This is a genomic window from Pseudoalteromonas sp. ATL1, assembly GCF_058933015.1.
In genome coordinates, this window is record NZ_JBZYXL010000002.1 from 419,062 (window position 1) to 441,977 (window position 22,916).

At 42.8% G+C, this 22,916-nt stretch carries 20 protein-coding genes and 2 pseudogenes; 10 read left to right on the forward strand and 12 right to left on the reverse strand.

All coding sequences use genetic code 11. The features are described 5' to 3' along the window. Positions 1 to 18: 18 nt before the first annotated feature. Together AC5FX4_RS20005 and AC5FX4_RS20010 are read left to right on the forward strand one after the other, a co-directional pair. A complete protein-coding gene (locus AC5FX4_RS20005; protein WP_493608179.1) occupies positions 19 to 348 on the forward strand; it encodes a PadR family transcriptional regulator in 330 nt (109 codons plus the stop codon). 16 nt (positions 349 to 364) lie between these two features. Further along, positions 365 to 607, forward strand: coding sequence for an HAAS signaling domain-containing protein (locus AC5FX4_RS20010; protein WP_493608180.1), 243 nt, complete (start codon positions 365 to 367; stop codon positions 605 to 607). A gap of 6 nt (positions 608 to 613) precedes the next feature. Here AC5FX4_RS20010 and AC5FX4_RS20015 read toward each other — a convergent pair whose 3' ends face one another. Further along, on the reverse strand, positions 614 to 1,816 hold the full coding sequence (locus AC5FX4_RS20015; protein ID WP_493608181.1) for an IS256 family transposase: 1,203 nt from the start codon (positions 1,814 to 1,816) through the stop codon (positions 614 to 616). A 74-nt stretch (positions 1,817 to 1,890) separates the two neighbouring features. On the opposite strand from AC5FX4_RS20015, the gene AC5FX4_RS20020 reads away from it, so the two are divergent. From AC5FX4_RS20020 to AC5FX4_RS20030, 3 genes and pseudogenes are all read left to right on the forward strand, one after another. Continuing rightward, positions 1,891 to 2,655 (forward strand): hypothetical protein, encoded by a 765-nt coding sequence (locus AC5FX4_RS20020; protein WP_493608182.1) that lies wholly within the window; start codon positions 1,891 to 1,893, stop codon positions 2,653 to 2,655. A 58-nt stretch (positions 2,656 to 2,713) separates the two neighbouring features. Then, positions 2,714 to 2,839 (forward strand): hypothetical protein, encoded by a 126-nt coding sequence (locus AC5FX4_RS20025; protein WP_493608183.1) that lies wholly within the window; start codon positions 2,714 to 2,716, stop codon positions 2,837 to 2,839. A 67-nt stretch (positions 2,840 to 2,906) separates the two neighbouring features. Next, positions 2,907 to 3,038, forward strand: a pseudogene (locus AC5FX4_RS20030) (IS110 family transposase); the annotation flags it as partial. Positions 3,039 to 3,142: 104 nt separating this feature from the next. Here the strand turns inward: AC5FX4_RS20030 and treF are convergent. From treF to AC5FX4_RS20045, 3 genes are all read right to left on the reverse strand, one after another. Further along, positions 3,143 to 4,642: an alpha,alpha-trehalase TreF gene (gene treF / locus AC5FX4_RS20035; RefSeq protein ID WP_493608184.1), complete on the reverse strand. Its 1,500-nt coding sequence runs from the start codon at positions 4,640 to 4,642 to the stop codon at positions 3,143 to 3,145. Positions 4,643 to 4,651: 9 nt separating this feature from the next. Further along, on the reverse strand, positions 4,652 to 5,914 hold the full coding sequence (locus AC5FX4_RS20040) for an MFS transporter (protein WP_493608185.1): 1,263 nt from the start codon (positions 5,912 to 5,914) through the stop codon (positions 4,652 to 4,654). A 103-nt stretch (positions 5,915 to 6,017) separates the two neighbouring features. Continuing rightward, a complete protein-coding gene (locus AC5FX4_RS20045) occupies positions 6,018 to 7,025 on the reverse strand; it encodes a LacI family DNA-binding transcriptional regulator (protein ID WP_493608186.1) in 1,008 nt (335 codons plus the stop codon). A gap of 304 nt (positions 7,026 to 7,329) precedes the next feature. Here AC5FX4_RS20045 and AC5FX4_RS20050 point away from each other — a divergent pair, with 304 nt between their 5' ends. From AC5FX4_RS20050 to soxR, 3 genes are all read left to right on the forward strand, one after another. Continuing rightward, a complete protein-coding gene (locus AC5FX4_RS20050; RefSeq protein WP_493608187.1) occupies positions 7,330 to 9,585 on the forward strand; it encodes a TonB-dependent receptor in 2,256 nt (751 codons plus the stop codon). A gap of 285 nt (positions 9,586 to 9,870) precedes the next feature. After that, positions 9,871 to 10,371 carry an MgtC/SapB family protein gene (locus AC5FX4_RS20055; RefSeq protein ID WP_493608188.1) on the forward strand — a complete coding sequence of 167 codons (501 nt, stop codon included), beginning with the start codon at positions 9,871 to 9,873 and terminating at the stop codon, positions 10,369 to 10,371. Then, the gene (gene soxR / locus AC5FX4_RS20060; RefSeq protein ID WP_493608189.1) at positions 10,355 to 10,819 is read left to right on the forward strand and encodes a redox-sensitive transcriptional activator SoxR; all 465 of its coding nucleotides are present in this window, start codon (positions 10,355 to 10,357) and stop codon (positions 10,817 to 10,819) included. Before AC5FX4_RS20055 ends, soxR begins: the two co-directional genes overlap by 17 nt. A gap of 14 nt (positions 10,820 to 10,833) precedes the next feature. Here the strand turns inward: soxR and AC5FX4_RS20065 are convergent, their stop codons facing one another. From AC5FX4_RS20065 to AC5FX4_RS20075, 3 genes are all read right to left on the reverse strand, one after another. Beyond that, entirely contained in the window at positions 10,834 to 11,235 is a 402-nt protein-coding gene (locus AC5FX4_RS20065; RefSeq protein ID WP_493608190.1) for a hypothetical protein, read from the reverse strand. Between the two features lie 330 nt (positions 11,236 to 11,565). Further along, a complete protein-coding gene (locus AC5FX4_RS20070) occupies positions 11,566 to 13,545 on the reverse strand; it encodes a methyl-accepting chemotaxis protein (protein WP_493608191.1) in 1,980 nt (659 codons plus the stop codon). A gap of 777 nt (positions 13,546 to 14,322) precedes the next feature. Beyond that, positions 14,323 to 15,294: a transposase gene (locus AC5FX4_RS20075; protein WP_493608192.1), complete on the reverse strand. Its 972-nt coding sequence runs from the start codon at positions 15,292 to 15,294 to the stop codon at positions 14,323 to 14,325. A gap of 132 nt (positions 15,295 to 15,426) precedes the next feature. Here AC5FX4_RS20075 and AC5FX4_RS20080 point away from each other — a divergent pair. Next, positions 15,427 to 15,858 (forward strand): annotated as a pseudogene (locus tag AC5FX4_RS20080) (transposase); the annotation flags it as partial. Here AC5FX4_RS20080 and AC5FX4_RS20085 read toward each other — a convergent pair. Further along, positions 15,855 to 16,286, reverse strand: a complete 432-nt coding sequence (locus tag AC5FX4_RS20085) for a hypothetical protein (protein WP_493608193.1) — start codon at positions 16,284 to 16,286, stop codon at positions 15,855 to 15,857. The pseudogene AC5FX4_RS20080 and the gene AC5FX4_RS20085 sit on opposite strands and share 4 nt — an antisense overlap. A gap of 266 nt (positions 16,287 to 16,552) precedes the next feature. Between AC5FX4_RS20085 and AC5FX4_RS20090 the strand changes: the two genes are divergently transcribed. Next, positions 16,553 to 18,715, forward strand: a complete 2,163-nt coding sequence (locus AC5FX4_RS20090; protein ID WP_493608194.1) for a cation:dicarboxylate symporter family transporter — start codon at positions 16,553 to 16,555, stop codon at positions 18,713 to 18,715. Here AC5FX4_RS20090 and AC5FX4_RS20095 read toward each other — a convergent pair. From AC5FX4_RS20095 to AC5FX4_RS20110, 4 genes are all read right to left on the reverse strand, one after another. After that, a complete protein-coding gene (locus AC5FX4_RS20095; RefSeq protein WP_493608195.1) occupies positions 18,704 to 19,048 on the reverse strand; it encodes a DUF1294 domain-containing protein in 345 nt (114 codons plus the stop codon). The two genes, AC5FX4_RS20090 and AC5FX4_RS20095, sit on opposite strands and share 12 nt — an antisense overlap. 112 nt (positions 19,049 to 19,160) lie before the next feature. Further along, positions 19,161 to 20,180: a tetratricopeptide repeat protein gene (locus AC5FX4_RS20100; protein ID WP_493608196.1), complete on the reverse strand. Its 1,020-nt coding sequence runs from the start codon at positions 20,178 to 20,180 to the stop codon at positions 19,161 to 19,163. Between the two features lie 126 nt (positions 20,181 to 20,306). After that, entirely contained in the window at positions 20,307 to 20,603 is a 297-nt protein-coding gene (locus AC5FX4_RS20105; protein ID WP_493608197.1) for a hypothetical protein, read from the reverse strand. A gap of 89 nt (positions 20,604 to 20,692) precedes the next feature. Further along, positions 20,693 to 22,852: an exonuclease domain-containing protein gene (locus AC5FX4_RS20110; protein ID WP_493608198.1), complete on the reverse strand. Its 2,160-nt coding sequence runs from the start codon at positions 22,850 to 22,852 to the stop codon at positions 20,693 to 20,695. Between the last annotated feature and the right edge of the window lie 64 nt (positions 22,853 to 22,916).

Here is a 22,916-nt window from a genome sequence, read left to right on the forward strand (position 1 = left end):
GGGGAACAGCTTACTTTTATGACTATTAGCGAACATTATCAGAAACTTAAACTGGAGTTGCGTAGAGGAGTGTTGGTGCTTGCAGTGCTCGCCGAACTTAAGGATGAGCATTATGGATACTCGTTGCGTAAAAAACTACTGGAAAAAGGAGTGGACATAGATGAAGGGACGCTTTACCCATTGATTCGCAGACTAGCAAAGCAAGACCTGTTGTCCAGCGAGTGGCGTGAGGAAAACAAGCGTAAGAAACGTTTTTATCAACTAACTGAAGAAGGTAAATCAGTTTTAGCTAAACTCACGGCAGATTGGGAACAAGTGGTTATCTCCTTGAATAATACTTTAAAATAACAATAGAGGATGCCTTATGGATTTAATAAACAATTACTTAAAAAATTTAGAAAACTACTTGCCAGATGAAATGAAGCAGGAAGTGAGAGAGGAGTTGGAATCTTCTATTTATGCTCAAATAGAAGACCAACAGGAACACCTTGGACGCAATTTAAACAATGAAGAATTAGAAACGATCTTAAAAAATATTGGTCATCCAATGCGCGTAGCTTCTTCTTATCAACCAAATGGAGGGCGTTCAGAATTCTGTGTCAGCTAATTTTGGCTAGATATCTAAGACATCATCCAAGCGCCCATCAAAATGAATCGCCAGTTGAGACAATGTCATATTCCAGTTTTGAATTGGCATTGTCCATTTCTTAGAAGCATTCAATATCCCAGCATACAGTAGCTTAAGCAAGCTGTTTTCGTTTGGGAAGCCGCCTTTAGTCTTGGTCAGTTTACGGAACTGGCGATGTACAGCCTCAATAGCGTTCGTGGTATAGATGGCCTTGCGAACGTACTCTGGATACTTAAAATAAACGGACAGGTTTGCCCACTTGTTTCGCCAAGAACGGAGCACTATCGGGTAATGTTGACCCCATTTGGACTCTAAACGCTCAAGTTCCATCTCCGCTGCTTCTTTGCTCACAGCGCGGTAAACTGGTTTTAGATCAGCCATGAACTCCTTTTGATGTTTGGAAGCGACGTACTTCATAGAGTTGCGGATCTGGTGAATAACGCATTGCTGAACTTCTGTATTTGGGTAAATAGTTGCAATAGCTTCAGGGAAGCCTGTCAGGCCATCCACGCAGGCTATCAGGATATCTTCAACGCCACGGTTATGCAGATCCGTTAGTACAGATAGCCAGTAGTTCGCGCCTTCTGACTCGGATAGATACAGACCAAGCAGCTCCTTCTTGCCTTCGACGTTTAAGCCTAAGATAGTGTACACCGCTTTGCTGACATAGCGGCCACCTTCCTTAATTTTGTAGTGGATAGCATCAAGCCAGACGAACGGATAGAGCGCATCTAATGGTCGTTGCTGCCATTCTTTCAATTCGGGTATCAAACAGTCGGTAACGCCTGTGATGGTAGCCTCAGAAACGTCAATACCATACATATCTTCAACATGGCCGCGGATATCACGATAGCTCATGCCAAGCGAAAACATGGATAAGATCTTGCGGTCGATCTCATCAGTTAACTTAGTCTGGTTTTTCTTAACTAGCTTTGGCTCAAATGAGCCTGCACGGTCACGCGGGGTATCCAGTTCGAAAGTGCCCACTGAAGACTTAACGGTTTTCTTACTAGAACCATTTTTACGGTTAGGCTGCTCGTCATCTACAAGGTGCTGTTCCAGCTCTGCTTTTAAGGCAGCTTCGGTGATCTGTTTGATAAGAGGGGTTAAGAAGCCATCTTTGCCTGTCAGATCTTGCCCTGACTGAAGGGCTTTAATGGCTTGTTCTAAATCGAAGTCTTTGGTCATGTGTCATTCCTGTTTTCTTAATGATACTGAAATGACACAGATTTCTAAACACTACCAAAAATATTGGTCATCCAATGCGCGTAGCTTCTTCTTATCAACCAAATGAGAAGTTAATCGGGAATGGGCTTTTTCCTGCTTATAAGCGTACAATGGAGCTAGCCTTATTATTAATGTTCGCATTTGTAAATTTAATATCCTTACCAGACATTATTTCCCCTCACTCTTTCACTGAGATAGCTTTGTTAATAATGGCTAGAAGCATAGAGTATGGTTTATATGTATTTGCAATTGTCACAATTACTTTTCACTTAATGGAACGCAGAAATATGCGTTTAGACGATATATATGCCTGGTCTCCAAAAGAGCTAAGCCATACATCGCGCAAATTCCCTTTAAGTAGACTAGAAGCAGGGTTTGAACTTGTAGTTTACGGAATATTTATTGCGTGGTGGAATGATATCATTGCTTGGCCATTTGATAGCTGGATGGATATGCAAACAACACATTTTTCATTCAGTAATGAGTGGCAAGCTGTACATTGGACAATAAATGTCGTCGTCATGTTGAGTATGCTCGTGTGTATACATAACCTCATTACAGCAAGTTGGCGAAAACTAACTTTAGGTATCGATTTAGCCCTAAACTGTGTAACTTTATTAATAGTGACGCAGATAATACAATTTGACAGTTTTATATCTTATGCACCAGCAGCGGTGCAGGTGAGTGAACTTAGTCATATATTGTCCAATTTAGAAACTGTTGTCTATGTGGTGTTGGGCATTATTAGCTTGTTATGTGTGTTTACGTTACAAAGCAATTACAAAAAACTAGTTCGCTAATAGGTAGTGTTTAGAAATCTGTGTCATTTCAGTATCATTAAGAAAACAGGAATGACACATGACCAAAGACTTCGATTTAGAACAAGCCATTAAAGCCCTTCAGTCAGGGCAAGATCCAGGGTGCAACTTTATTTTTAGTAATTTTGTTTCCATTAATGAATTCTCGAAAGCATATAACGAATGATATGGACTCCCCACTCGGCATCAACGTGCCATAGTGAAGTTGAAAGAGCTTCAATTGAGGAGAGTCCATATGTCACAAAGCAATTGGCATTGACTTAGCCAAATCAGTGTTTAGTATCCACGGTGTTGACGTTCATGACAAGTGCAAAATTCGTAAAACCATTAAGCGAAACAAACTATTAGCTGAAATCGCTAAATTATTTTCTAAAGTAAAAAATGCAGCAAATCTAATGATGAATTGCTGCATAAATGATTGTTTTAATCACGTCATCTCGTTAAATACCCGAATTGAAAACAACAGGAATTACACTTCACCAAATAGCTTTAACAACCGACTAGTAACACCGTTCGTCCAGCCAAATCCTTGCTGTACTTGATACTCACCACCGCCCGCCATTTTTTCTGGCTCGCACACATTGTATTTTTCAAGTAAGCAACCGCGTTTAGCAAAGTCATTTTTCAGCATGGTGAGCCACCGATGAGCAATGTCACCCGCAAGTTCCGCTTCGCCATATCGCATTAATCCTTGAATGGCGAACCATTGCAACGGTGCCCAGCCGTTGGGGCTGTCCCACTGTTGAGGCGTTTGCTCTAAGCAGCTGACTAACCCCCCTACACGCAAAAACTCATTGTGTAATGTGTTACGAACTTTCTGAGCTTGTTTATCACTCACAATACCCACAAATAATGGAACGACGCCCGCTAGGCTTTTTACCTCGGTATGACCATTGGTGTTGAGGTTATAGTCATAAAACCAACCCTGATGTTCGTCCCAAAAAAGCGTGAGAATCGCCTGCTTTCTGCGCTCGGCACGCTTTGTATATGCATCTGATTGTGCCGCATGACCGAGCATATTTGTGCACTGAGCTAAGGTATTTTCTAGTACATACAACAGCGCATTTAAATCTACGGGTACTCGTGATGTGGTATTAATGGTCAATAAATCTTGCGGATCATCAAACCAGCGAGCGCTGAAGTCCCAACCGGACTCACATGCCGCGCGAATATTGCGATGAAACAACTCTCTTTGCGATTGTGGTAGGTGCTGCGCATCCGCAACATCTTCAGCGTAAGATTCAGGCCGAGGCTCAGGCTTATCATCCCAGTAGCGGTTTAGTTGTGTGCCATCAGCCAGTTTAATTACACGGCGATGCTCTTGGGTAGTTGCATTGAGTTGTTCTTCACCCGCATGCCAAAACGCATGTTCTTTTACCATCGCATCAACCATACGCTGTAGCCAATTAGTATCGGACTTTTTATAAGGCAACAACAACTCGACCATCAACGCGAGTACGGGTGGCTGTGAACGGCTGGTGTAATAAATCCGATTGCCATTAGGCACACATCCAAAGCGTTCAATCAGGCTAACAAAGTTATCGACCATAGCCTCAATCAAAGCGATGTTCCCGCCGTCTTCAAGCCCTAGCGCAGTAAAGTAGCTGTCCCAGTAATAAATTTCATTGAATCTGCCTCCTGGTACGACATAGTCATACGGCAATGCCAGCAAAGAGTTATTACTTTGCGCAAAGCGAGAGCGTTGTAGCTTTGGCCACAAAGCGTCTATGTAGTCTTGCACTGAGTTCACACTGTCTAACGCTTGCAACTCTGGCTGCGCGGCAAAGGTAAAGTGCGCTTGTACAAAGTCATTTAGCGCTTTGTTATCTAAATTACTCGGTTGTTGAGCATAGGCTTCTTGCGCCGCTTTCCAGCTTATCTTCGGAATGGCATCAGCAAAAGTCTTACTATCAGCAAAAATGCCACTAAGCTGTACATCCTTAAATAAGGTCGTGTATTCAAACTTCATAACAATCTCTTATGCGGTGACAGCGTTTGCTGGTGTACTGCGTTTTTTAAATAAAAACAATGAAACAACAAGCATGCAAAGTGGTACGAGTGCGCAATAAAATGCATGCTGACCACTAAAATGCTCAAAAATATAGCCCGTGAGAATAGAGCCTGTGGTACCACCAAGCGCTGAGAAGATCACTATCATGCCCGTCATTGAGGCATGTTGATGTTTTCCCAAGCTGCTTAAAATAACCGAGTTAAGAACCGGATAAATCGGTGCCATCAGTAAGCCAATCAAAGGCATAAGATAGGCGGCCAGCGGCGCATCAAATACTGAGTGAACCGTTTGCGCGGGTAAGTTTTGCGTCATAGGTAGCGTAAGCAAAATAAGTGCGCCTATACCTATCAAGCAAACATTAAGCAGTACATACCAATGGCAGGCTTTTAAAATTTGCCCTGCCAGCAATCGGCCAAGTGCTAAGCTTGCAGCAAAAATACTGGTAAGCTGCACACTTACATCCACGGGCAAATGCAAAATTTTGTTATTGAAAGTCGGCAACCACGTCCCAACCCCCTGCTCAATTAGCACATACAAAAAAGCGGAGATAATAAACACCAGCACCAAGGGTTGATAAGTGAGCTTTAACATAGCGGCGAACTCACCAGCAATGCTACTGCCTTTGGGCAAGGCCTGCTTGCTAATTGGCGCCCACACAATGCAAAGCACACATAGCAAGCTCAACAGTGCGAGCACGTAATATACATTCAACCAATCGAGTGCATTACCTTGGTCGCTAATAAAAAAGCTGAAGATCCAATAACCACTGAGCACACCCACCATAAAAATACCTTCAATGGTGTTGAGCAGCGCCGAATGAGATGACGGCGAATCACTTAATTGACCCACCAAGGCATATACACTGATCTTAACCACCGCAAACGCACAACCAACAACGGCAAACAGTAGCTTTAAGGCATAAAACTCACCCAATGAAGGCGTGAGTAAACATACTAAAGTTACCGCCCCAAGCGCGGCTAACAACGCTAATTTATACCCCATTCTTGGGATCAATGACGCCACTAAAAACGACATCATGGCGATGGATAAGTCTTTAAATCCCTCAAGGCCTGCCGCTTGGGTTTTAGTGACACCAAAGCTGTTGATCGACTGCAAAATAACCGTACCAACACTGTTTAGCAATACCGCAAACAGGAAGTAGCAGGCCATCATGGCCAAGATAATACGCGCGCGTGATGCATTGTTTTTTGTATTAGCTGCATCTGTCATATAAGGAACTCGCTCTATTTTTCGTTTATTCAGTCTAGCCGCGCAAACAAAATAATGCAATCGTTTGCATTTTAGTTAAATCAAGAGCACGTTTATACGATGCTTAACTTGATTGTCGGCAGTTCAGCGCAATCGCTATTTCTTGTGAATCCGCATGCTCACCGTTTAATTGCGTGATCAGCTTTTCTACCAGTACTTTAGCCGCCTGCTGGGTATCTTGCTTGATAGTTGTTAAAGAAGGATGACTGACATCGGCCATGGCAATATCGTCAAAACCAACCAGCCTTACATCATTTGGTACACTCACATAACGCTCTTTTAATGCTTTCAACGCGCCAAGCGCAACCATATCACTACAGGCAAAAATACCATCAAAAGTAAGCCCTTGCCCACGTAACAACTGGTTAATTGCGTCGTAAGCTGCATGGCTAGTGATGTCTATCTTAACGGTTTGTTCCGTGCACGCTTGGCTACTTTGCGTAATAGCCGCCAAAAATCCACGGTGACGCTCACCGATCTCGGCATGCCCGGGATCGCCTAAAAACAGTAACTGACGTGCGCCTTTTTCAATCAGGTGCGCTGTTGCTTGCAAACCACCTAGGTAATTATCACTGCCCACGATAGGGTAATTACTTTGGGTTTTAGGGTCGCCCCACACCACTAAGGGGGCGCCAAGTTTAGCCGCTTGCTCTATTCGGTTTTGCTGCTTACCTTGACCCACCACAATAAGCCCATCGGCTCTGCGACCATCAATAAAATAGCCATGCCAATCATCCCCAGCCATGTATGAGTTTGATAGCAATAATTCATAACCTTGGCGGTTAACCGCTTGATTAATATCACTGACTACCTTGAGAAGAAAAGGATCATCAATGGATTGCTCGGTATTTGGGTCTAGATTGATCACCACCGCAATCACTTTGGTTTTTTGCAAACGCAAACGGCTTGCGGCCGTGTTTAAACTAAAATTATGCTGCTTAGCGAGCTGTTGCACATGTTCGCGAGTTTGTTGTTTTATCACCGGGTTGTTATTCAACGCACGAGATGCCGTTGAGGTGGATACCCCAGCTAACTTAGCTAAATCTGCTAATTTTAATTTTTTCTGTTCCACTACCACCCCTAACGCGCACTTACAACAAACTAACCTTTTGAGAAGCTAGCATATTACACCATGTTCATGCTAATTCACTGCCACAAATGCAAATTAGTCGTGCCACTAATTTGCTCACTTTAAAATAACGGGTATTAAAAAAGTTGCATTAAAGTTATTGCAAACGTTTGCAATAACCTCTATTTTAAAATCAGCGCCAACTGTAAGTGCCCCTCTGTTGGGTTACAGAATCAACTTTTTTGCTGATTTAGGGCACGGCGCATCACAACAAAATGAACCATATGACAACAAAAAGGGGTTTCCCATGCGCAAGCTCAAGCAATATTCGTTGCTCGCATCCGCCATTGCGGTGGCATTGAGTAATCAAGCAATCGCAGAAGACAAAAACGATCAAAAACAAAAAGTTGAAACGATTGTTGTGTCAGGTACAGCCGGTGGCCGCGGGATCAGAAAGATTGATGCCGGTTTTGCCGTCACTAACATTGATGCAGTAAAAATCGACAAACTGGCACCAAAAAGTACCGCTGATTTACTTAAAGCCGTGCCGGGTATATGGGTTGAAAGCTCAGGTGGTGAGTCTGGTGCAAACGTGTTTGTGCGTGGTTTTCCAGGTGGAGGTGATGCCCCTTTCTTAACAGTGAGTTTGCAAGGTTCGCCTGTTTACCCAGCACCAACGCTATCATTTTTAGAAAACTCGTCCATCTTTCGTTTAGATGAAACCATCAGCATGATGGAAGCGCTACGCGGCGGTCCAAACCCTGTTGTATCGAATGGTCAGCCCGGTTTAACCACTAACTTTCAACTCAAGCGCGGTCATGAAGAAACCGAAGGTACCTTTAAGTACACCACCAGTGATTACGGGCTACAACGCTTAGATGCCATGTTCAGTGGCGAGGTGAGTGATGATTTGTATTATATGGTCGGCGGTTATATCAAACGATCTTCAGGTATTCGTGATGCTGGGTTTACGTCTGAGCGCGGCCAGCAATTTACCGTTAACCTCACCAAAGAATTAGATAATGGCGAAATAAACGTATACACCCGTCAAACCGACGATACCGGTGCTTGGTATTTGCCTACACCACTCAATGTTGAAGGCATAGATGCTGAGTACACTCAACTTGGCACACTCAACCGCCAAGCGACGATTTTTGCGGGTGATAGCAACGAGGCGATGGAGATTGACCTTGGTGAGGGCCGTGGTTGGAAAGGCCATGTATCAGGCGGCAGTATCAAGCTTGAGTTAAAAAATGGTTGGCACTTTATAGATCGTTTTAACCTTACCCAAGGTGATGCAAACACCTACGGTTTGGTATCTGCTGGCAGCGCGATGTCGCTTGCCGAAGTACCTGATTATACAGGTGAAGCAACCGGCGCTGTAACGGGTAAGTCGTATGCTGCGGATACCCCAGTGCAAAACATGGGTCGCTGGGTTGTTTTAAAAGAAATTGAAGCGTTCACCAACGATTTAGCATTTAGCAAAACATTTGACAATCTAGACAGTGCATTTGGTATTTACAGTGCCTCAACTTCGGCAAAAGATTGGTGGAGTTTGGGTAATGCAGCCTATTACGTGTTGGAATCCGGCGGTGAAATGCTCGATGGCATTGCCTGTAATACTGCGGTTGAAGGGTGTGCTTGGAACTACGATATAAATAGTACGGGTGATGCAAAAACGCTCGCGTTTTACACCACACAAAGCTACAAAGCGAGCGACGACCTAACCCTTGATTTGGGCCTTAGAAGCGAAAAGCATGAAGTAGAATACTCAGTTGATGAAGACTTAAATAGTACCATCGACAAAGTGGTGAGCTACAACGCAAGAAAAACATCATGGACAATTGGCGCTGATTATAAGCTTGCCAATGACATGGGTGTCTTTGCTCGTATCAACAAAGGCTACAAAATGCCTTACTTTGATGACTTTAGAGACAACTACAGCGCTTACCAAGGTGGTGAACGTTTGATCAAAGAAGTCTCGCAGTTAGAGCTTGGTTACAAATTCATGGGTGATAACACTGACTTTTTTGCCACCGTATTTGCGAACGAAGTAAAAGGTGACACGTTTGTACGCCGCCCAGGCGAGCCTGCCGAAGTCTTCACATCTGAAGCGCTTGGTCTAGAACTGGATTACAACTACAACCATGAGTCGGGATTCTCAGTGAATTTGAACGCCACATGGCAAGATACAGAAATCACCGAGCACATTGAAGAAAATATCATAGGCAATGAAGGTCAGCGCCAACCAAATTGGCAGTTACGTGTAACACCTAGCTATGACTTTGAAGTTGCCGGTATGTTTGCAACCATTTACGGCACTTTCTCTGCAGTTGATGACCGTTTTGGTAACAATGAAAATACCGTAACGCTAGAAGGCTATGAAAAGCTCGACTTGGGTTTAATTGTTGAACCAGCTGAAGGTGTGAAACTGCAACTTGCTGCTGATAACCTCACTGACGAGCAAGGTATCACAGAAGGTGATCCGCGTAATATGAACGCGCCAAACGGTCGTTACATCATGCCGCGTAGCATCAAGTTTAGCGTCAGCTATAGCTTCTAAAAGCAACATACTCCTTGGATTAAAAGCCCAACCTTGTTGTTGGGCTTTTTTATACCAATCCACTTAACTAAGTGGTCTATTTTGAGGCAAGTAAACCTTGTAGGTAGCTAGGCAAAAATTTCGTTATTTAGTTGTTTTAAATGAGAAACTTTTAACGGGGCTATCGTCAGGTTTAATCCCTTAAAATGATTATGTGTTATTGCCCATTGGTATTACTTTAAATTCCTGTCTAACAAGCATAATTTCTATTACACTCAGTGTTTCAGTCATTTAAATGCAACATTCATGGATTTAAGTACCCTATTTAGCATTGATCCCATGCAGTGGTCACACATTGGCGCAGCCATTTTGGCAGGCTCCATCATTGGTTTTGAAAGACAACTACGCGGTAAACCCGTAGGAATAAGAACCTCTTCGCTCATCGTACTCGGCACCTATGCCTTTGTGATGTTATCCATTCAAGTTAATAATGCTGCCGCTGATCCATCGCGCATAATTGGCCAAGTCGTTACTGGTATTGGCTTTTTGGGTGCAGGTGTGATGCTCTCCAAAGAGGGCGTTGTGGTCGGTGTAACCTCGGCAGCCGCCATTTGGATGCTTGCCGCTATCGGTGTGTCCATTGCTGTGGTTGGCCCGCTCATCGCAATTAAACTCTCTTTGATTGTGGTGGCTATTTTGTACGGCGTTGATCTGTTAGAGTCTACTTTCACTAACCTCACACGAGGCGTGCACGGTAAATACACAGGATGGAAAACGCGGGTTAAAAAAGATGCCAACCAGCAGTAAACGATTAGAAGACGCCAATTTAACACCCGGATATGTCGCCAAGCGAAGCGGAGTTAATGTCTCCGCCCTGCACTTTTATGAACAAAAAGGTTTGATCCGCAGTTGGCGCAACAATGGTAATCAAAGACGTTATAAACCCGATGTGCTGCGGCGTATAGCGGTGATCAAAGCGGCGCAAAAAATGGGTGTAACGCTTGAAGAGATTAAACTTACGCTCAGTACGTTACCAGACAGTCGCACCCCAACCAAAGAAGATTGGGCCAAGCTTTCAACCATCTGGCAGCAACAGCTCGATGAAAAAATAGCCTACATGCAACGTATTCGCAATCAGGTCAATGGTTGCATTGGTTGCGGCTGTTTATCTATGAGCAGCTGCCCGATGTACAACCCTGATGATGTACTGGGTGATACTGGCAGCGGTGCTTTGCTGTTGGGTAAAGACTGGTAGTAATTATTTCTACTTCATGTCTGTGGTAATTTACTAACAGCGAGATACATAACCAAAACCACTGACAGTGGGATCAATATAATAGCTAACTGAGTAAACGGCCCATGATACATGGCTAACCAGCGCTTTTGTCGAGCACTTACTTGTTTACTTAGCGAGGCTTTAGCTGCAAGCCAGTTCCCCAACACCATATCAACTATTTCTAGAGGCAAAATAATCAAACCAATAATCATTAATTTTTGCCAAAGCCATGGTGTGGCAAACCACCCAGCAATAGACGCCATATATAGGCCAGTAACCAATAAAACGATAAATGGCAGCCCATTTCGCATAGGTCCATTCATAAGTAAACACGCAAAAGCGATCAATAAGGCAACCATGTAGGTCGTTATAAATTTGATTTTGTATTGTTTCATGTATACAAGCCGTAAATAGCTAATTACGTTCTAAAGTATGTTATATCATGCCCCTAGTAGAGGTAAATGCTTATGCTGTTGATAAGTTAAAGCGATTACCAAACAATGCTTTATATCTTATTTAGGTACAGTGCCGATAGAAATGATTCAATCACAATGTTCATTATTGAGTGCCTTACATGTATTACGCGAACTTAGATTTATTCAGGATAGGTATAAGACGGAGTATCAGTAGGCACTGCCCTCTGTGTAGATTTATGATAGGTTGGATTTGAGTAAGGCCGAATGATGCGAGAAATAGCGCAGGTCCGGCCTGAATTTTTGAACAAATTAAGCAAGCTTAAAGTTTTGTGTGATCTCTTGCAGGTTATTACTCAGTTTGTTGAGTTCGTGACTCGCAGAGGATACCTGATCTGCACCCGCCGCATTTTCAATGGCAGCCTGTTTGATTGATTCAATACTGAGTTTTATCTCTTCAGTCGTTACTGATTGTTGGTGCGCAGCCGTGGCGATTATTTCTGCACTTTGCGCAATTTGATCTATTTGCTGCACACTTTGTTGCAGAAGTGCAGCGCTGTCATTTGCGGCAATAATTGTTTCTTTCGTTGCTTCAATTGAGTGGTGCATCTCAGTCACGGCTTGCTGCGTGCCTTCTTGCAAGCTATTGATCATTGCTTCAATGTCTGCTGTTGAATTTTGGGTCTTTCGTGCCAATTGCCTTACTTCATCAGCAACAACCGCAAACCCTCTGCCATGTTCACCCGCGCGTGCCGCTTCAATTGCCGCATTGAGCGCCAGTAAATTGGTTTGCTCAGTGATGGTTTGGATCACTTCCAGAACTTGGCTGATATTTTGTGCTTTACCTTCAACCTGCTTAATCACTTGCTCTGCATTATCAATGGCGTTGCTAAGCTCAGTCATTTGTACAACGGTTGCCTGTAGATTTTCATTGGCTGAACTCGAGGTATGCTGTGCACTGTGGCTCAAATCAGCAACAACACGCGCATTTTGTGCAACTTCTTCAATTGATTGGTTCGTTTGCTCCATTGCCAAGGCCACTTGCTCTATGTTCGCATGCTGCTCTTGCAAGCTTGCGTTGGCTTGATTGCTCGCTGCGCTTGTTTGCTGTGCCGTACTCGCTAACTGTGAAGTCGATTCAACAATTGTGCCCAATATGCTATTTAGCGACTTATTCATTCTTGCCATCGCACCATAAACCCCCTCGTACTGAGTTCGCTCACAAAAGTCTTGGCGCAGGTCACCTTGCGCGATCTGTTCACTGATAGCGCGCATTTGGCTAGGCTCACCACCGAGTGGCTTTATAATCGAGCGAGACACAATATAGGTTATGCTCACAACACCTATCACAGTCAACAAAGCAATAAAGCCAATGATCCAGTTCATGCTGTAGATGGGTGCAAATGCCTCAGCTTTATCAATTTCTACGAGCAATACCCAGTTAAGGTCTTCATAGTTAAATGGTGTGTAAGCTGAAAGAACAGGATTGCCGTTGTAGTCTATGATGATCTCGGTGTCAGATACGCCTCTTAAACCAGCACGCACGGCTTCAGTGTCCACACCATTTTGCGCGATACTGCCAGCAAAACTGGCAAGAATTGAATGGCCAGTTGGGTCCAAATATGAGTCGGAGCGCATTCTCTTGTCATCACCCACCAAATACGACTCGCCAGTTTCTCCCATACCACTGCGCACTTGCATTATGCTATTGATGGCATCGATAGATAATTGCAATGCAATAATCGCTTCAACTTTGCCTTCAATAACCACAGCCTGACCGACAAATGCGGCTGGCTCATAGTTGCTAGGTGCGTATCTCGAGAAGTCCTGAATAACAAAGCCATTGTTGTACCGAGTGTTTTGGTACAAAGAAGCCAAGCCTGAGTCTCGGTAAGGCCCAGACACAAGGCTAGTTTGATAATCGGGTTCTTTGGCTACCGTGTATTCCACAAAGCCTTCAGGACTTATAACAAACAGGTCGTAATATCCGTTTCTTTCTATAAACGTATTAAAAAACTCATGATGTTGATCAGCAACAGATTTGAGGGACTGGCCACTATTATGTGCAGAGGTTGCCTGCCATTCAGACACCAGTACGTTTAAATCCGCTTTTTTGGCGTCAAAATAGCGAGTAATTTGCGTATTTTTGATCTCTCTAATCGACGTCAACTGATTATAGGTTTGCTGCTCAATGGTTGAACTGGCTGTGAACAGCGCCACAAGCGAGATCAAACCAGCAGGAACGAGACCTACAAGCAAAAAAGACAATAACAACTGGGTTTTAATACGCATAATTACTCCACACAACTTTAAGCGACCGCGGAGTGTACATGAATATGACAGTTTTATGAACAAACAAAAAGGTGCAAAAAGTAAACGAATGTCAAAGCAAAGGATTAGAGTAAATTAAATCACTAATACATATGGCTTTTAAGCACCTAACTCGTTGAGTAATTTTTGATAAATTTAGCACTTTAATTGTCGTAACTTTAACTGTCGCAGCTCATATCCGAGCTTACAGTTTAAAAACAAGTTTAGACTTCGCCTGATAGGCGGCTGGAGCTTTTAAGAGACGGTCGTCACTATATGGCTATGTTGCTTCATTCCACAAAGCAGTCGTTCATTCAGCTAATTCCAGTGGAAAATTAAATGACACCCATTAAAAATTAAATGTCAAAACTAAAGGATTAGAGTAAATTAACTCGCTAATACATATGGCTTTTAAGCACCTAACCCGTTGAGTAATTTTTGATAAATTTAGCACTTTAATTGTCGTAACTTTAACTGTCGCAGCTCAAGAAAAAATTAAGAAAATTAGAGAAAAAATTAAGTGACACCCATCACAATTAAAGGCCAAAATTAAGTGGCACCCATCACTATTAATATCCAAGCAGAGGAAGTGGAGTAAAAACGTATAAAAATATTTCAATCACTGGGTACAAAAACGTTTTCCGATAGGCTCATTTTTAACGTCCAAGCGTATCTCTGCACCAAAACCGGGTTATCGCGTACGACAAAGCGCTGTAAATACAACAGTTGTAGATTTTCGAGTTAATAGTGCTTGTCTGACTAAGACAACAAGCGCTCGCAGTTTGTTAGATTCGTGCGCCGTCGTTTTTGAAGTGTTTCGCAATAAGCTGTTATTGTTCGCTCTCGGCCAACCGCGCCGCGGAATACCCGAGAAAATTGAGTTGTGAGTTTTATCCAATTCTCAGGTTCTATATTTAATCGAGTAAGAATGGGCTGCGCTTCGTTGATATAACCACGCTTGTCAGCGCGAACACATTGGCCTGTTAGTTCAACTAATTCAATATAGGATTTAAGCTCAAAAGGCAGGCCTTTAGCCATATGTTTTCGTGGGCTGCCAGCAAAGCGTAGTAGGCTTTTTGGTTGTTTTCCCAGCTTAGCGTGGTCGATGCGCTTTTTGATGCTGGTGTAGTCTGAGGTTTCAGGCGTTGCGGCGATTTTCGCCCTAATGGGGTTTAAATCCACGTAAGCGAGACAAGCAGCCAATGCGGCTTCATCCAGTAATGCTTGGGATTTAAATCGTCCTTCCCAGAATCGGCCTGTACAATTATCTTCTTTATTTGCTCGGCGGGCGATGTCTTCGTTAAGTACCCGCATAAACCAGCTAATATCCGCGAGTCTTTCCCTGTACTTGGCTACATGCTCATCGAGTACCAACTGCTCCGACTCTTTTAGTGGCTCTCCCTCAATGAGCTTATGGGTTATCCAATTACCTTTGAATAACTTGTGCCACCGTATCACAATTGCCCTATCCGACAGACGCTTAGCTTTTTTATCATCAACATATAAAACAATGTGAGTATGATTACTCATCACGGCATAAGCACAGATATCAATACAAAACACAGACCCCAACATCAGGAGCTTTTCTTCAACCCAATCCCGGCGGTGCTCGTATGATTTGCCCGTAAATTTATCTTCACCGCACAGAAACGCGCGCCTTACGCAACGGGAGATACAGTGGTAGTATTTGGTGTCGGTTAAACTGATTTGTCTTTTACGGGCAGTTGCCATAGTTTGGTTTCCTCAATCCTTTGAGTGCAGGATTAAAGCTTAGGCGGCATCTTAGGAAGGCGCAAATTTGTGGTGGGTGTCAGCGTTTTGTCTTTGTGGTGGGTGTCAGCGTTTTGTCTTTCTTTCAGCGTTTTGTCTTTCGTCGCTTCCAAGCATCAAAAGGAGTTCATGGCTGATCTAAAACCAGTTTACCGCGCAGTTAGCAAAGAAGCAGCAGAGATAGAACTTGAGCGTTTAGAGTCAAAATGGGGGCAACATTACCCGATAGTGCTCCGTTCTTGGCGAAACAAATGGGCAAACCTGTCCGTTTATTTTAAGTATCCAGAGTACGTTCGCAAGGCCATCTATACCACAAACGCTATCGAGGCTATCCATCGCCAGTTTCGTAAGCTGACCAAGACTAAAGGTGGCTTCCCAAACGAAAACAGCTTGCTTAAGCTACTGTATGCTGGGATATTGAATGCTTCTAAGAAATGGACAATGCCAATTCAGAACTGGAATATGACATTGTCTCAACTGGCGATTCATTTTGATGGGCGCTTGGATGATGTCTTAGATATCTAGCCAAAATTAGCTGACACAGAATTCTGAACGCCCTCTTCTTGGGCTTTCTTTTTCTCTTTCATCGCCTCTAGCTGCGCTTTTTTAGCCTTCTTTTTCGCTTCACGTTCTTTTTTGCTCATTCTGTTTTTGTGCTTTTTACCCTCTTTCTTTGCCTTATCTCTGGCTTTTTTCGCTTTCTCTCGTTCTTTATCAACTTCATCCTTTTCAGAGTCTCTTCTCTCTATTGCTGCTTCTCGTCTTTCTTGCGCCAGTTTCCATTGATTTTCTCTTCGCTCTTGGGCACTTTCTCGACGCTGTTCGGCTTTTTCCTGTGCTTGTTCACGTAATTGTTCCGCGCGCTCTTTGCTTTGCTCGGGGTCTTGCGCATTCACGTTTGTCGCCCACATGGTTGCGATGGCCAACAAAACGCTGATTGATGATCTACTCATCTTATGTCTCCTATCACTTATCCAAAGTGCATATCGCGTATGATCTGCACCAACTAAATATAATCTATAAATCGAACTCGTCGCGATGCAAACCGTATTAAAACGCGACGAACTGACAAGCGCCTTAGGATAAAGTGCGTCAATTGCTGCGATACCGTTGCTTTTTGACTAGCGGTTCACCTACAAGTCAGTTTTTGTATGTAAGATCCCCGCTCTTTTTGTTTTCTATTATGCTTATTAATTAATAACCGCACATTTGTATCACTATGAAATCATTGCTCGAATTTGTTAAAAACCTCAACTGGATGTTTTGGGCGCTTGTTTTAGGCGTTGCGACAGGCCTTATTTTTGGTGAACGGGTTGCCTTTTTACAGCCCATTGGCGCCGGGTTTGTGAAGCTCATGCAGATAACGATTTTCCCCTACATTGTGGTGAGTTTAATTGTTGGCTTAGGGAAATTTAATCCTGAGCAAGTACGTAGTATTTTGCTCAAAGCTGCGACGGTTATGTTGTGTTTATGGGGCGTAGGACTATTCGCAATCTGGTGTTTTACTTTTACACTTCCTCAACATGATGCGGGCACATTTTTTTCACCCGCGCTTGTTGCCCCGAGTAGCCAAGTCGACTTTGCCGAACAATATATTCCCGCTAATCCATTTGCTTCACTTGCAGAAGGCAATGTCCCAGCTATCGTGATATTTTGCATTGCTATGGGTATGGCGCTCATCGCTAATAAACGTAAAAACACCGTATTGGAGTTTTTGGATGTCGTGGGCCAAGGTTTAACGGTGATCTCAAAAAAGGTGATCTCCATTTTCCCAATTGGCATTTTTGCTATGACTGCCAGCACAGCGGGCACGCTAAGCCAAGAACAGTTAAACAACTTGCAAGTATATTGGGTGCTTGTGCTCTGTCTGGGTCTGTATCTCATGCTGGTTTTGTTACCCATGCTCGTTGCAGCATTTACCCCATTAAAATATCGTGGGCTTATTTGGGTCATGCGCAACGCATGGATCACCGCTTTTAGTACGGGAAATGTATTTATTGTCTTACCTGTGATCACCGAAGGTATAAAAGAGCATATGCGCGCCATACACCAAGCGGATGAACAGGCTGATCATATCGCCGAAGTGTTGGTGCCTATTGCTTATACTTTTCCGAGCTTGGGCAAACTCACAACCCTGATGTTTGTGATGTTTGCCGCATGGTTGACGGGCAACCCCGTAGGAGTCAGCGTTATTCCCAATGTCACGCTTTCCGCCATGCTCAGTTACTTTGCTAATGTGCACTTAGCCATACCGTTTATGCTAGACAGCCTAAAAGTACCGGCTGATAGCTATCAATTATATTTATCTATGTCTGTGCTGACTGCCAAAGTGGTTTCACCCACCACTGTGGTGTACATTTTTGCGTTTGTATTTTTAAGTATTTTCTACTGTCGCAAACAACTGCATTTAAAACGCCTGCGTTCCGTTTATTACCTCACTTTATTCAGCATCTTGTTGCCCGCATTTATGTTGCTCAGTTTTAGTTTAAACAGCTATTTGGCTAAACACACCCAAGCCGCTGATGAGGTGATCGCGAATATGGTTATTGCCGATAAGGTGCCCGCTCATGTGTTAAGTTACGTGCCTAAAGCCTACCAAACAGGGGAGCTGTCTCTGACCAATATTGACGTGATTAAAAAGCGTAACTTGTTGCGTATTGGATATTTGGTAGATAACGTGCCATTTAGTTATTTTAATCAAAAAAATGAGCTTGTTGGTTTTGATATCAGCTTGGCACATCGACTCGCCGCCGACTTAGACGTTAAAATTGAGTTTATCCCATTTAAAAAGCATCAACTCAGTGAGTATTTAAACAAAGGCTATTTTGATGTGGCTATGTCGGGGCTAGAGATAAATGTGGCTGATCTCACCAAGGTGCGTTTTAGTAATCAAGTGCTACAGTTGCAACTTGCGCTGCTTTCTCACGACTATCGTCTCGATGAGTTTGCGACCTTGGAGTCATTACAAGATAAGCCATTAACCATTGCTCATGTTGAATATGGCCCGCTGCTAAAGCAAACCGCAAAAGATTACCCAAATATTAAATTTAAGCATTTAGCTAATTTAAAAAGCTACTTTAACGACCCAAGTAAATACGATGCCCTTGTAATAAGTGCTGAAGCCGGATTTGCTTGGAGTATGTTTTACCCTGAATTTGGTGTGGTTGTGCCACAAGGCAGCGTGAGTAAATACCCAACCGGTTTTGCGGTTGCAAAGCGCAACTACGATCTACTGAACTATCTCAACGCGTGGCTTGATATCCAGCAGGCAAACGGGCAGATCGATATCAACTATCAATACTGGATCTTAGGCCAAGGTAGTGAAAAAACGGCAAAACGCTGGTCATTACTAGACGAATATGCACCCAGCCTATTGGAGTAGAAAAGCGTAAGCAAACAAGCCAAGCACCGCTGTTTGAAGCACAGTACACAGCAACAACTTTGCATTGAACTGCCATTTTAATGTTTTATGCGCAAACTTTTTTTGCGCATAAAACAGTGTGATGTTGAAAGACAAAGTAGAAAGAGTCAATAACAACAACTCACTCATTCGTTGCCCCGAGTGAATCGCTCTGTGCTTATCCAACGCAAAAATGCCCATAAAGACTAAATTAAAAACAACGATAACCCCAAGAACAGGCACACCCAACGTACCAAATGCAATCAGCAATATGAGAAGGCATAACCAATTACACCTCGATACGCTGTAGCTCATCGCAAGGCACGCTAAATTTAATTGTGAGTGAAGCAAAGGCTAAAACCAAAATGCGAACTTTACGTTATTTTATCGAAGTATTGGCCTAGGCCCAACTTTGAATGGTGAATGGTTACTCTTGAGTCCAATTGCAAGCTCGGACTAAATCAAACCAGCCTTTATCAAATTTTAAGTTTCCCGGCGGGATTGGCATGGACACATCGACATCCAACTCAGATGCCAAATGTTTACGTACTAGTATTTTTACCTTATCGCTTTCAAGATGCTCGTAAGCGACCTTTAGCGCGAGTTTTTCTTTGTCTGTGAGTACATTGCCTTGCAGCTGATCATATCTCGCATTGAGCCACAGTAGCATTGCCTGCTTAGATTCGTTGGGGAATATTTCGGTTAACTTCGATGTTGGACCAATCAAACGTTGAAAATTGGTGGTTTGTCCTTGTATGAGAAATACAAATAGTAAATTGATCCCCGCTGAAATTTTACCTGAACGCTTATCGACTTCTTGATAGTCGTTCAGTGCTTGGCGGAACAGCTTTTCCGCTTCGTTTATTTTTCCTTCATCCAAAGCAACACTACCTAAGTTATTTTCAATCATGGCTAAAACAGCTATTTGCTGCATTTGCTTAGCGAGTACTCTTGAACGGGAATAAAACTGGCGCGCTTTTTTGTATTCTCCTTTGTCTCTGGCGACAAGTGCTAAGCTATTAGTTAGGGTAAGTCTCTGACGGTCATCCGCTGCATACTTGTAAGAACAATCTAAGCTCGTTTCTGCATCACTGAAATAGCGCTCTCTTCTTAGCCAAATACCCAGCGCACTGAGTACGGTTGTAAGGTTCTTTTGAAAATGAGGCGTGTCATGTTTGGTGAATACGGCATCCAAAGACTCCATTAAACGTGACATCTGATTCGTGGGCACAGAGGCTCGCATAGACAAAATGTGCCAACGCAGAAAAAGGTGGTCTGGCAGTTCAGCAGGCTCTTCAATGTTTTCTAATAAAGTAAGTGAGTAAGCGGGATTGACGGTTAAATAGTCTTCCGCCTCGTTGAGCACCCCAACAGGATTTACGAGACGAGCGTTCGCATGAAAACTTAACAAGAAAATTGCAAGTAATACCAAAAAATGCACAGTCACCTCGTTAATTTACCCCAAACTAAACTTAACTTTAGTTGCTAAAGGCAAAATGTTCAAAGCGTGTCATTTTATACTTGGTATTACACTGGCTATCATCAAACAATCAAGCTATTGATTTTAAAAACATTAACTTAAGGTATCGATCCATTGCTGAGGCTCTGAAACGATAAACTCATATTCCTTGCCATTACCCAAGGTCACTTTTATCGCGTCTGATGAAATTGGTAAAATGCCAGCGCCAGTGCCCTTGCTACGTGCCACATTTGCGATTTCAGATATTGCAAATTCAACAACACCAAGGTTAGTTTGTTCATTAAAAGGGGTAAAAGATACAGAGTCATTTGAAATTGTTAGGCGTCCATCTGATTTAGCCACACCCTGTTGAAATGTAGCAACGCCGGAAAGGTTTTTTTCTTCTATCATTGTCAGCTTCCTTATGCCAATTTACGTTCGCGTTTTAGCATGATTAATATACGCCTTTACAGAGATTATTACCACATATTAAGTACTTATTATTGTTCATTAGTGGACTCAATTCGCACTGTATTTATCATCATTAAAATTTCTGCCGCAGCTTGCGCATCAGCCAATGCTCTATGGTGATTATTCAATTCAATGTTTAACGAACCACATAAATTTGCTAGCGAATATGATGCAAAATTAGGGTAGTATTTTCTCGACAGCTGCACAGTACAAAGCTTTGGCATATAAAAGTCTATACCAATTCTTTGAAACTCTTTTTTAAAAAAGCCCATATCAAAATTAACGTTGTGCGCAACAAAAATCGCGTCTTGACAAAAATCTTGAATTTGCTCTACAAGCGTTGAAAATAATGGCGCATTACTCACCATGGCATTATCAATTCCCGTTAGTTCAGTGATATATTTGGGAATGCGCCGCTCGGGGTTGACCAAGCTTTGCCACGTCGCCACAACTTCGCCTTTTTCAATTCTGACCATGCCAATTTCTGTGATGCGGTCATAGTCTTTATTACCCCCTGTGGTTTCAACATCCACAACCACATAACTTTGCTCGGGATCGGTTTGCCACTGTGTTCTTTGTATTTGTACGTTGAACCCGCATTGTTCAAGTTTATTAATGACAACCAATTGGTTTGCTCTAAGCGTATCACCAGGCGCTTTGATCTCTTCAAAGCGAAGTGTTTGTCCATCCAGCACCATGAGATCGGGAAACCCAGACTTAAACGTTTTGAAATCTTGTGTCATGACCTTCAAAATTTGCGCTATCGAAGTGACATCAACATGTTCAACTAAAGTCACAAGCCAATGAAGAAGCTGGTCATGCCAATAAAACAACGGGTTTGACTGACCAAAGTAGCGTGTCACTTGTTGCATTAAGTAAAGTTTTAGTGATTGGTTATCATTTAACTGCGCTAGCTTATGCGCTATTTCGTCACCTAGCTGGTCATATAGCCGGTTAAATTTTAAAATCGCGGGATAACGCTCAAACTCATTACCCGCGATACTCATTTCATGTTCAAAAATTTCTTGCCAAAAAGTAAGACAAAACAAGGCTAACCAGAGTTGATTTTCCGTGTGCCAAGCTTTAACCCCTTTACGAGCATAGCTGGCAATAACCCCTTGTTCCGTTCTGCCTCGATACGCTTCATCTAAGTTCATGACGAATGCGTTCTCGCGCAACTGATCGGTTAACAGTGATGTTCGCTTTTGCTCAAATTTTCTAAGGAAAAAGTCTTTCGCAAAAAGGAGTAAAAGTTCATCGTTTGGTGAGTCTAGTATTGATGTAAGTTGCAATTTACATTGCTCAACTTCACCTCGTGCATAGAGCATACGCACATATTTTTCTTTTGCTTTACGTGTTTGGCAAGTTGCTAACAAACCCAACGCTTGCTCAGGGTGTTGCTTTTCTAACAAACACGCTAGTTTGTAATAGAGCTTTTCTCGTCGATATTCCCCTTGCTCACCTAAGTGTTCACTCATAGGTTCGTTAACTAGCTGCATTGCGAGTGAAAGCAACTCATGCTCAGCGAGTGTATCTAATTGCTGATACTTTTTAGCACTTTCAAATGCAAACTGTGCTTGTGATAAGCAATCAAAGTAACTGGAAGGGTTAACAGCGCTCTGCGTTGCCATAACGCCTAAATCTCGCATAGAAAACTGCGACAAATTGTTTTCTAACCGATTAAAAAATAAGAACAAAAAGTATTCAAAATCAACCGCAACACAAACACAGATGTACTCTGTCAGTAATCTGTGCTCGCGTAATGATTCGTAGCCAAGGTAAGACTTTGCAAAGTCTAACCATACCGACTTTTTAGCAGAGCGCGTTGGTACGCTTTGAACATTTAGCTCAGAGCAAAGCAAAATCAACTCAGGTTTGGTAAGTACGTCTAACCACTGTGTAAAAGTATGCCTGCCTATAGACTCTATCATTTGGCACTGCTGTAGTGTTTCCAATGCCACCGATACATTTTCTATTTCGGCATATTGCAACGTGTTTAATGCAAGGATCTGAGACTTTCTGTTCAGCATTCTGACCAGAAGACACTGAGCGTTTTCATTTAGTTGCTCAATTTTTCTTAGCAAATCCATATGGTTTTTAGAAAGCAAATGTGCATTTGTTTTCAAAATGAATGACGTAAATTCTCGGTAGTGGTCAAGGTAGTATTTTTCTGGAAGTTGCTTTTGCATAACGCTGTAAAACTGTATTTTTATACAGTTTTACATGACAAGGATCACTTCTGCAAGTAATTGA

Excerpts from the sequence above, each read along its gene's own strand:
- AC5FX4_RS20005 (WP_493608179.1), top strand. The coding sequence starts at position 19 with ATGACTATTAGCGAACATTATCAGAAACTTAAACTGGAGTTGCGTAGA.
- AC5FX4_RS20010 (WP_493608180.1), top strand. The coding sequence starts at position 365 with ATGGATTTAATAAACAATTACTTAAAAAATTTAGAAAACTACTTGCCA.
- AC5FX4_RS20015 (WP_493608181.1), bottom strand. The coding sequence starts at position 1,816 with ATGACCAAAGACTTCGATTTAGAACAAGCCATTAAAGCCCTTCAGTCA.
- AC5FX4_RS20020 (WP_493608182.1), top strand. The coding sequence starts at position 1,891 with ATGCGCGTAGCTTCTTCTTATCAACCAAATGAGAAGTTAATCGGGAAT.
- AC5FX4_RS20025 (WP_493608183.1), top strand. The coding sequence starts at position 2,714 with ATGACCAAAGACTTCGATTTAGAACAAGCCATTAAAGCCCTTCAGTCA.
- treF (WP_493608184.1), bottom strand. The coding sequence starts at position 4,642 with ATGAAGTTTGAATACACGACCTTATTTAAGGATGTACAGCTTAGTGGC.
- AC5FX4_RS20040 (WP_493608185.1), bottom strand. The coding sequence starts at position 5,914 with ATGACAGATGCAGCTAATACAAAAAACAATGCATCACGCGCGCGTATT.
- AC5FX4_RS20050 (WP_493608187.1), top strand. The coding sequence starts at position 7,330 with ATGCGCAAGCTCAAGCAATATTCGTTGCTCGCATCCGCCATTGCGGTG.
- AC5FX4_RS20055 (WP_493608188.1), top strand. The coding sequence starts at position 9,871 with ATGGATTTAAGTACCCTATTTAGCATTGATCCCATGCAGTGGTCACAC.
- soxR (WP_493608189.1), top strand. The coding sequence starts at position 10,355 with ATGCCAACCAGCAGTAAACGATTAGAAGACGCCAATTTAACACCCGGA.
- AC5FX4_RS20065 (WP_493608190.1), bottom strand. The coding sequence starts at position 11,235 with ATGAAACAATACAAAATCAAATTTATAACGACCTACATGGTTGCCTTA.
- AC5FX4_RS20070 (WP_493608191.1), bottom strand. The coding sequence starts at position 13,545 with ATGCGTATTAAAACCCAGTTGTTATTGTCTTTTTTGCTTGTAGGTCTC.
- AC5FX4_RS20075 (WP_493608192.1), bottom strand. The coding sequence starts at position 15,294 with ATGGCAACTGCCCGTAAAAGACAAATCAGTTTAACCGACACCAAATAC.
- AC5FX4_RS20085 (WP_493608193.1), bottom strand. The coding sequence starts at position 16,286 with ATGAGTAGATCATCAATCAGCGTTTTGTTGGCCATCGCAACCATGTGG.
- AC5FX4_RS20090 (WP_493608194.1), top strand. The coding sequence starts at position 16,553 with ATGAAATCATTGCTCGAATTTGTTAAAAACCTCAACTGGATGTTTTGG.
- AC5FX4_RS20095 (WP_493608195.1), bottom strand. The coding sequence starts at position 19,048 with ATGAGCTACAGCGTATCGAGGTGTAATTGGTTATGCCTTCTCATATTG.
- AC5FX4_RS20105 (WP_493608197.1), bottom strand. The coding sequence starts at position 20,603 with ATGATAGAAGAAAAAAACCTTTCCGGCGTTGCTACATTTCAACAGGGT.
- AC5FX4_RS20110 (WP_493608198.1), bottom strand. The coding sequence starts at position 22,852 with ATGCAAAAGCAACTTCCAGAAAAATACTACCTTGACCACTACCGAGAA.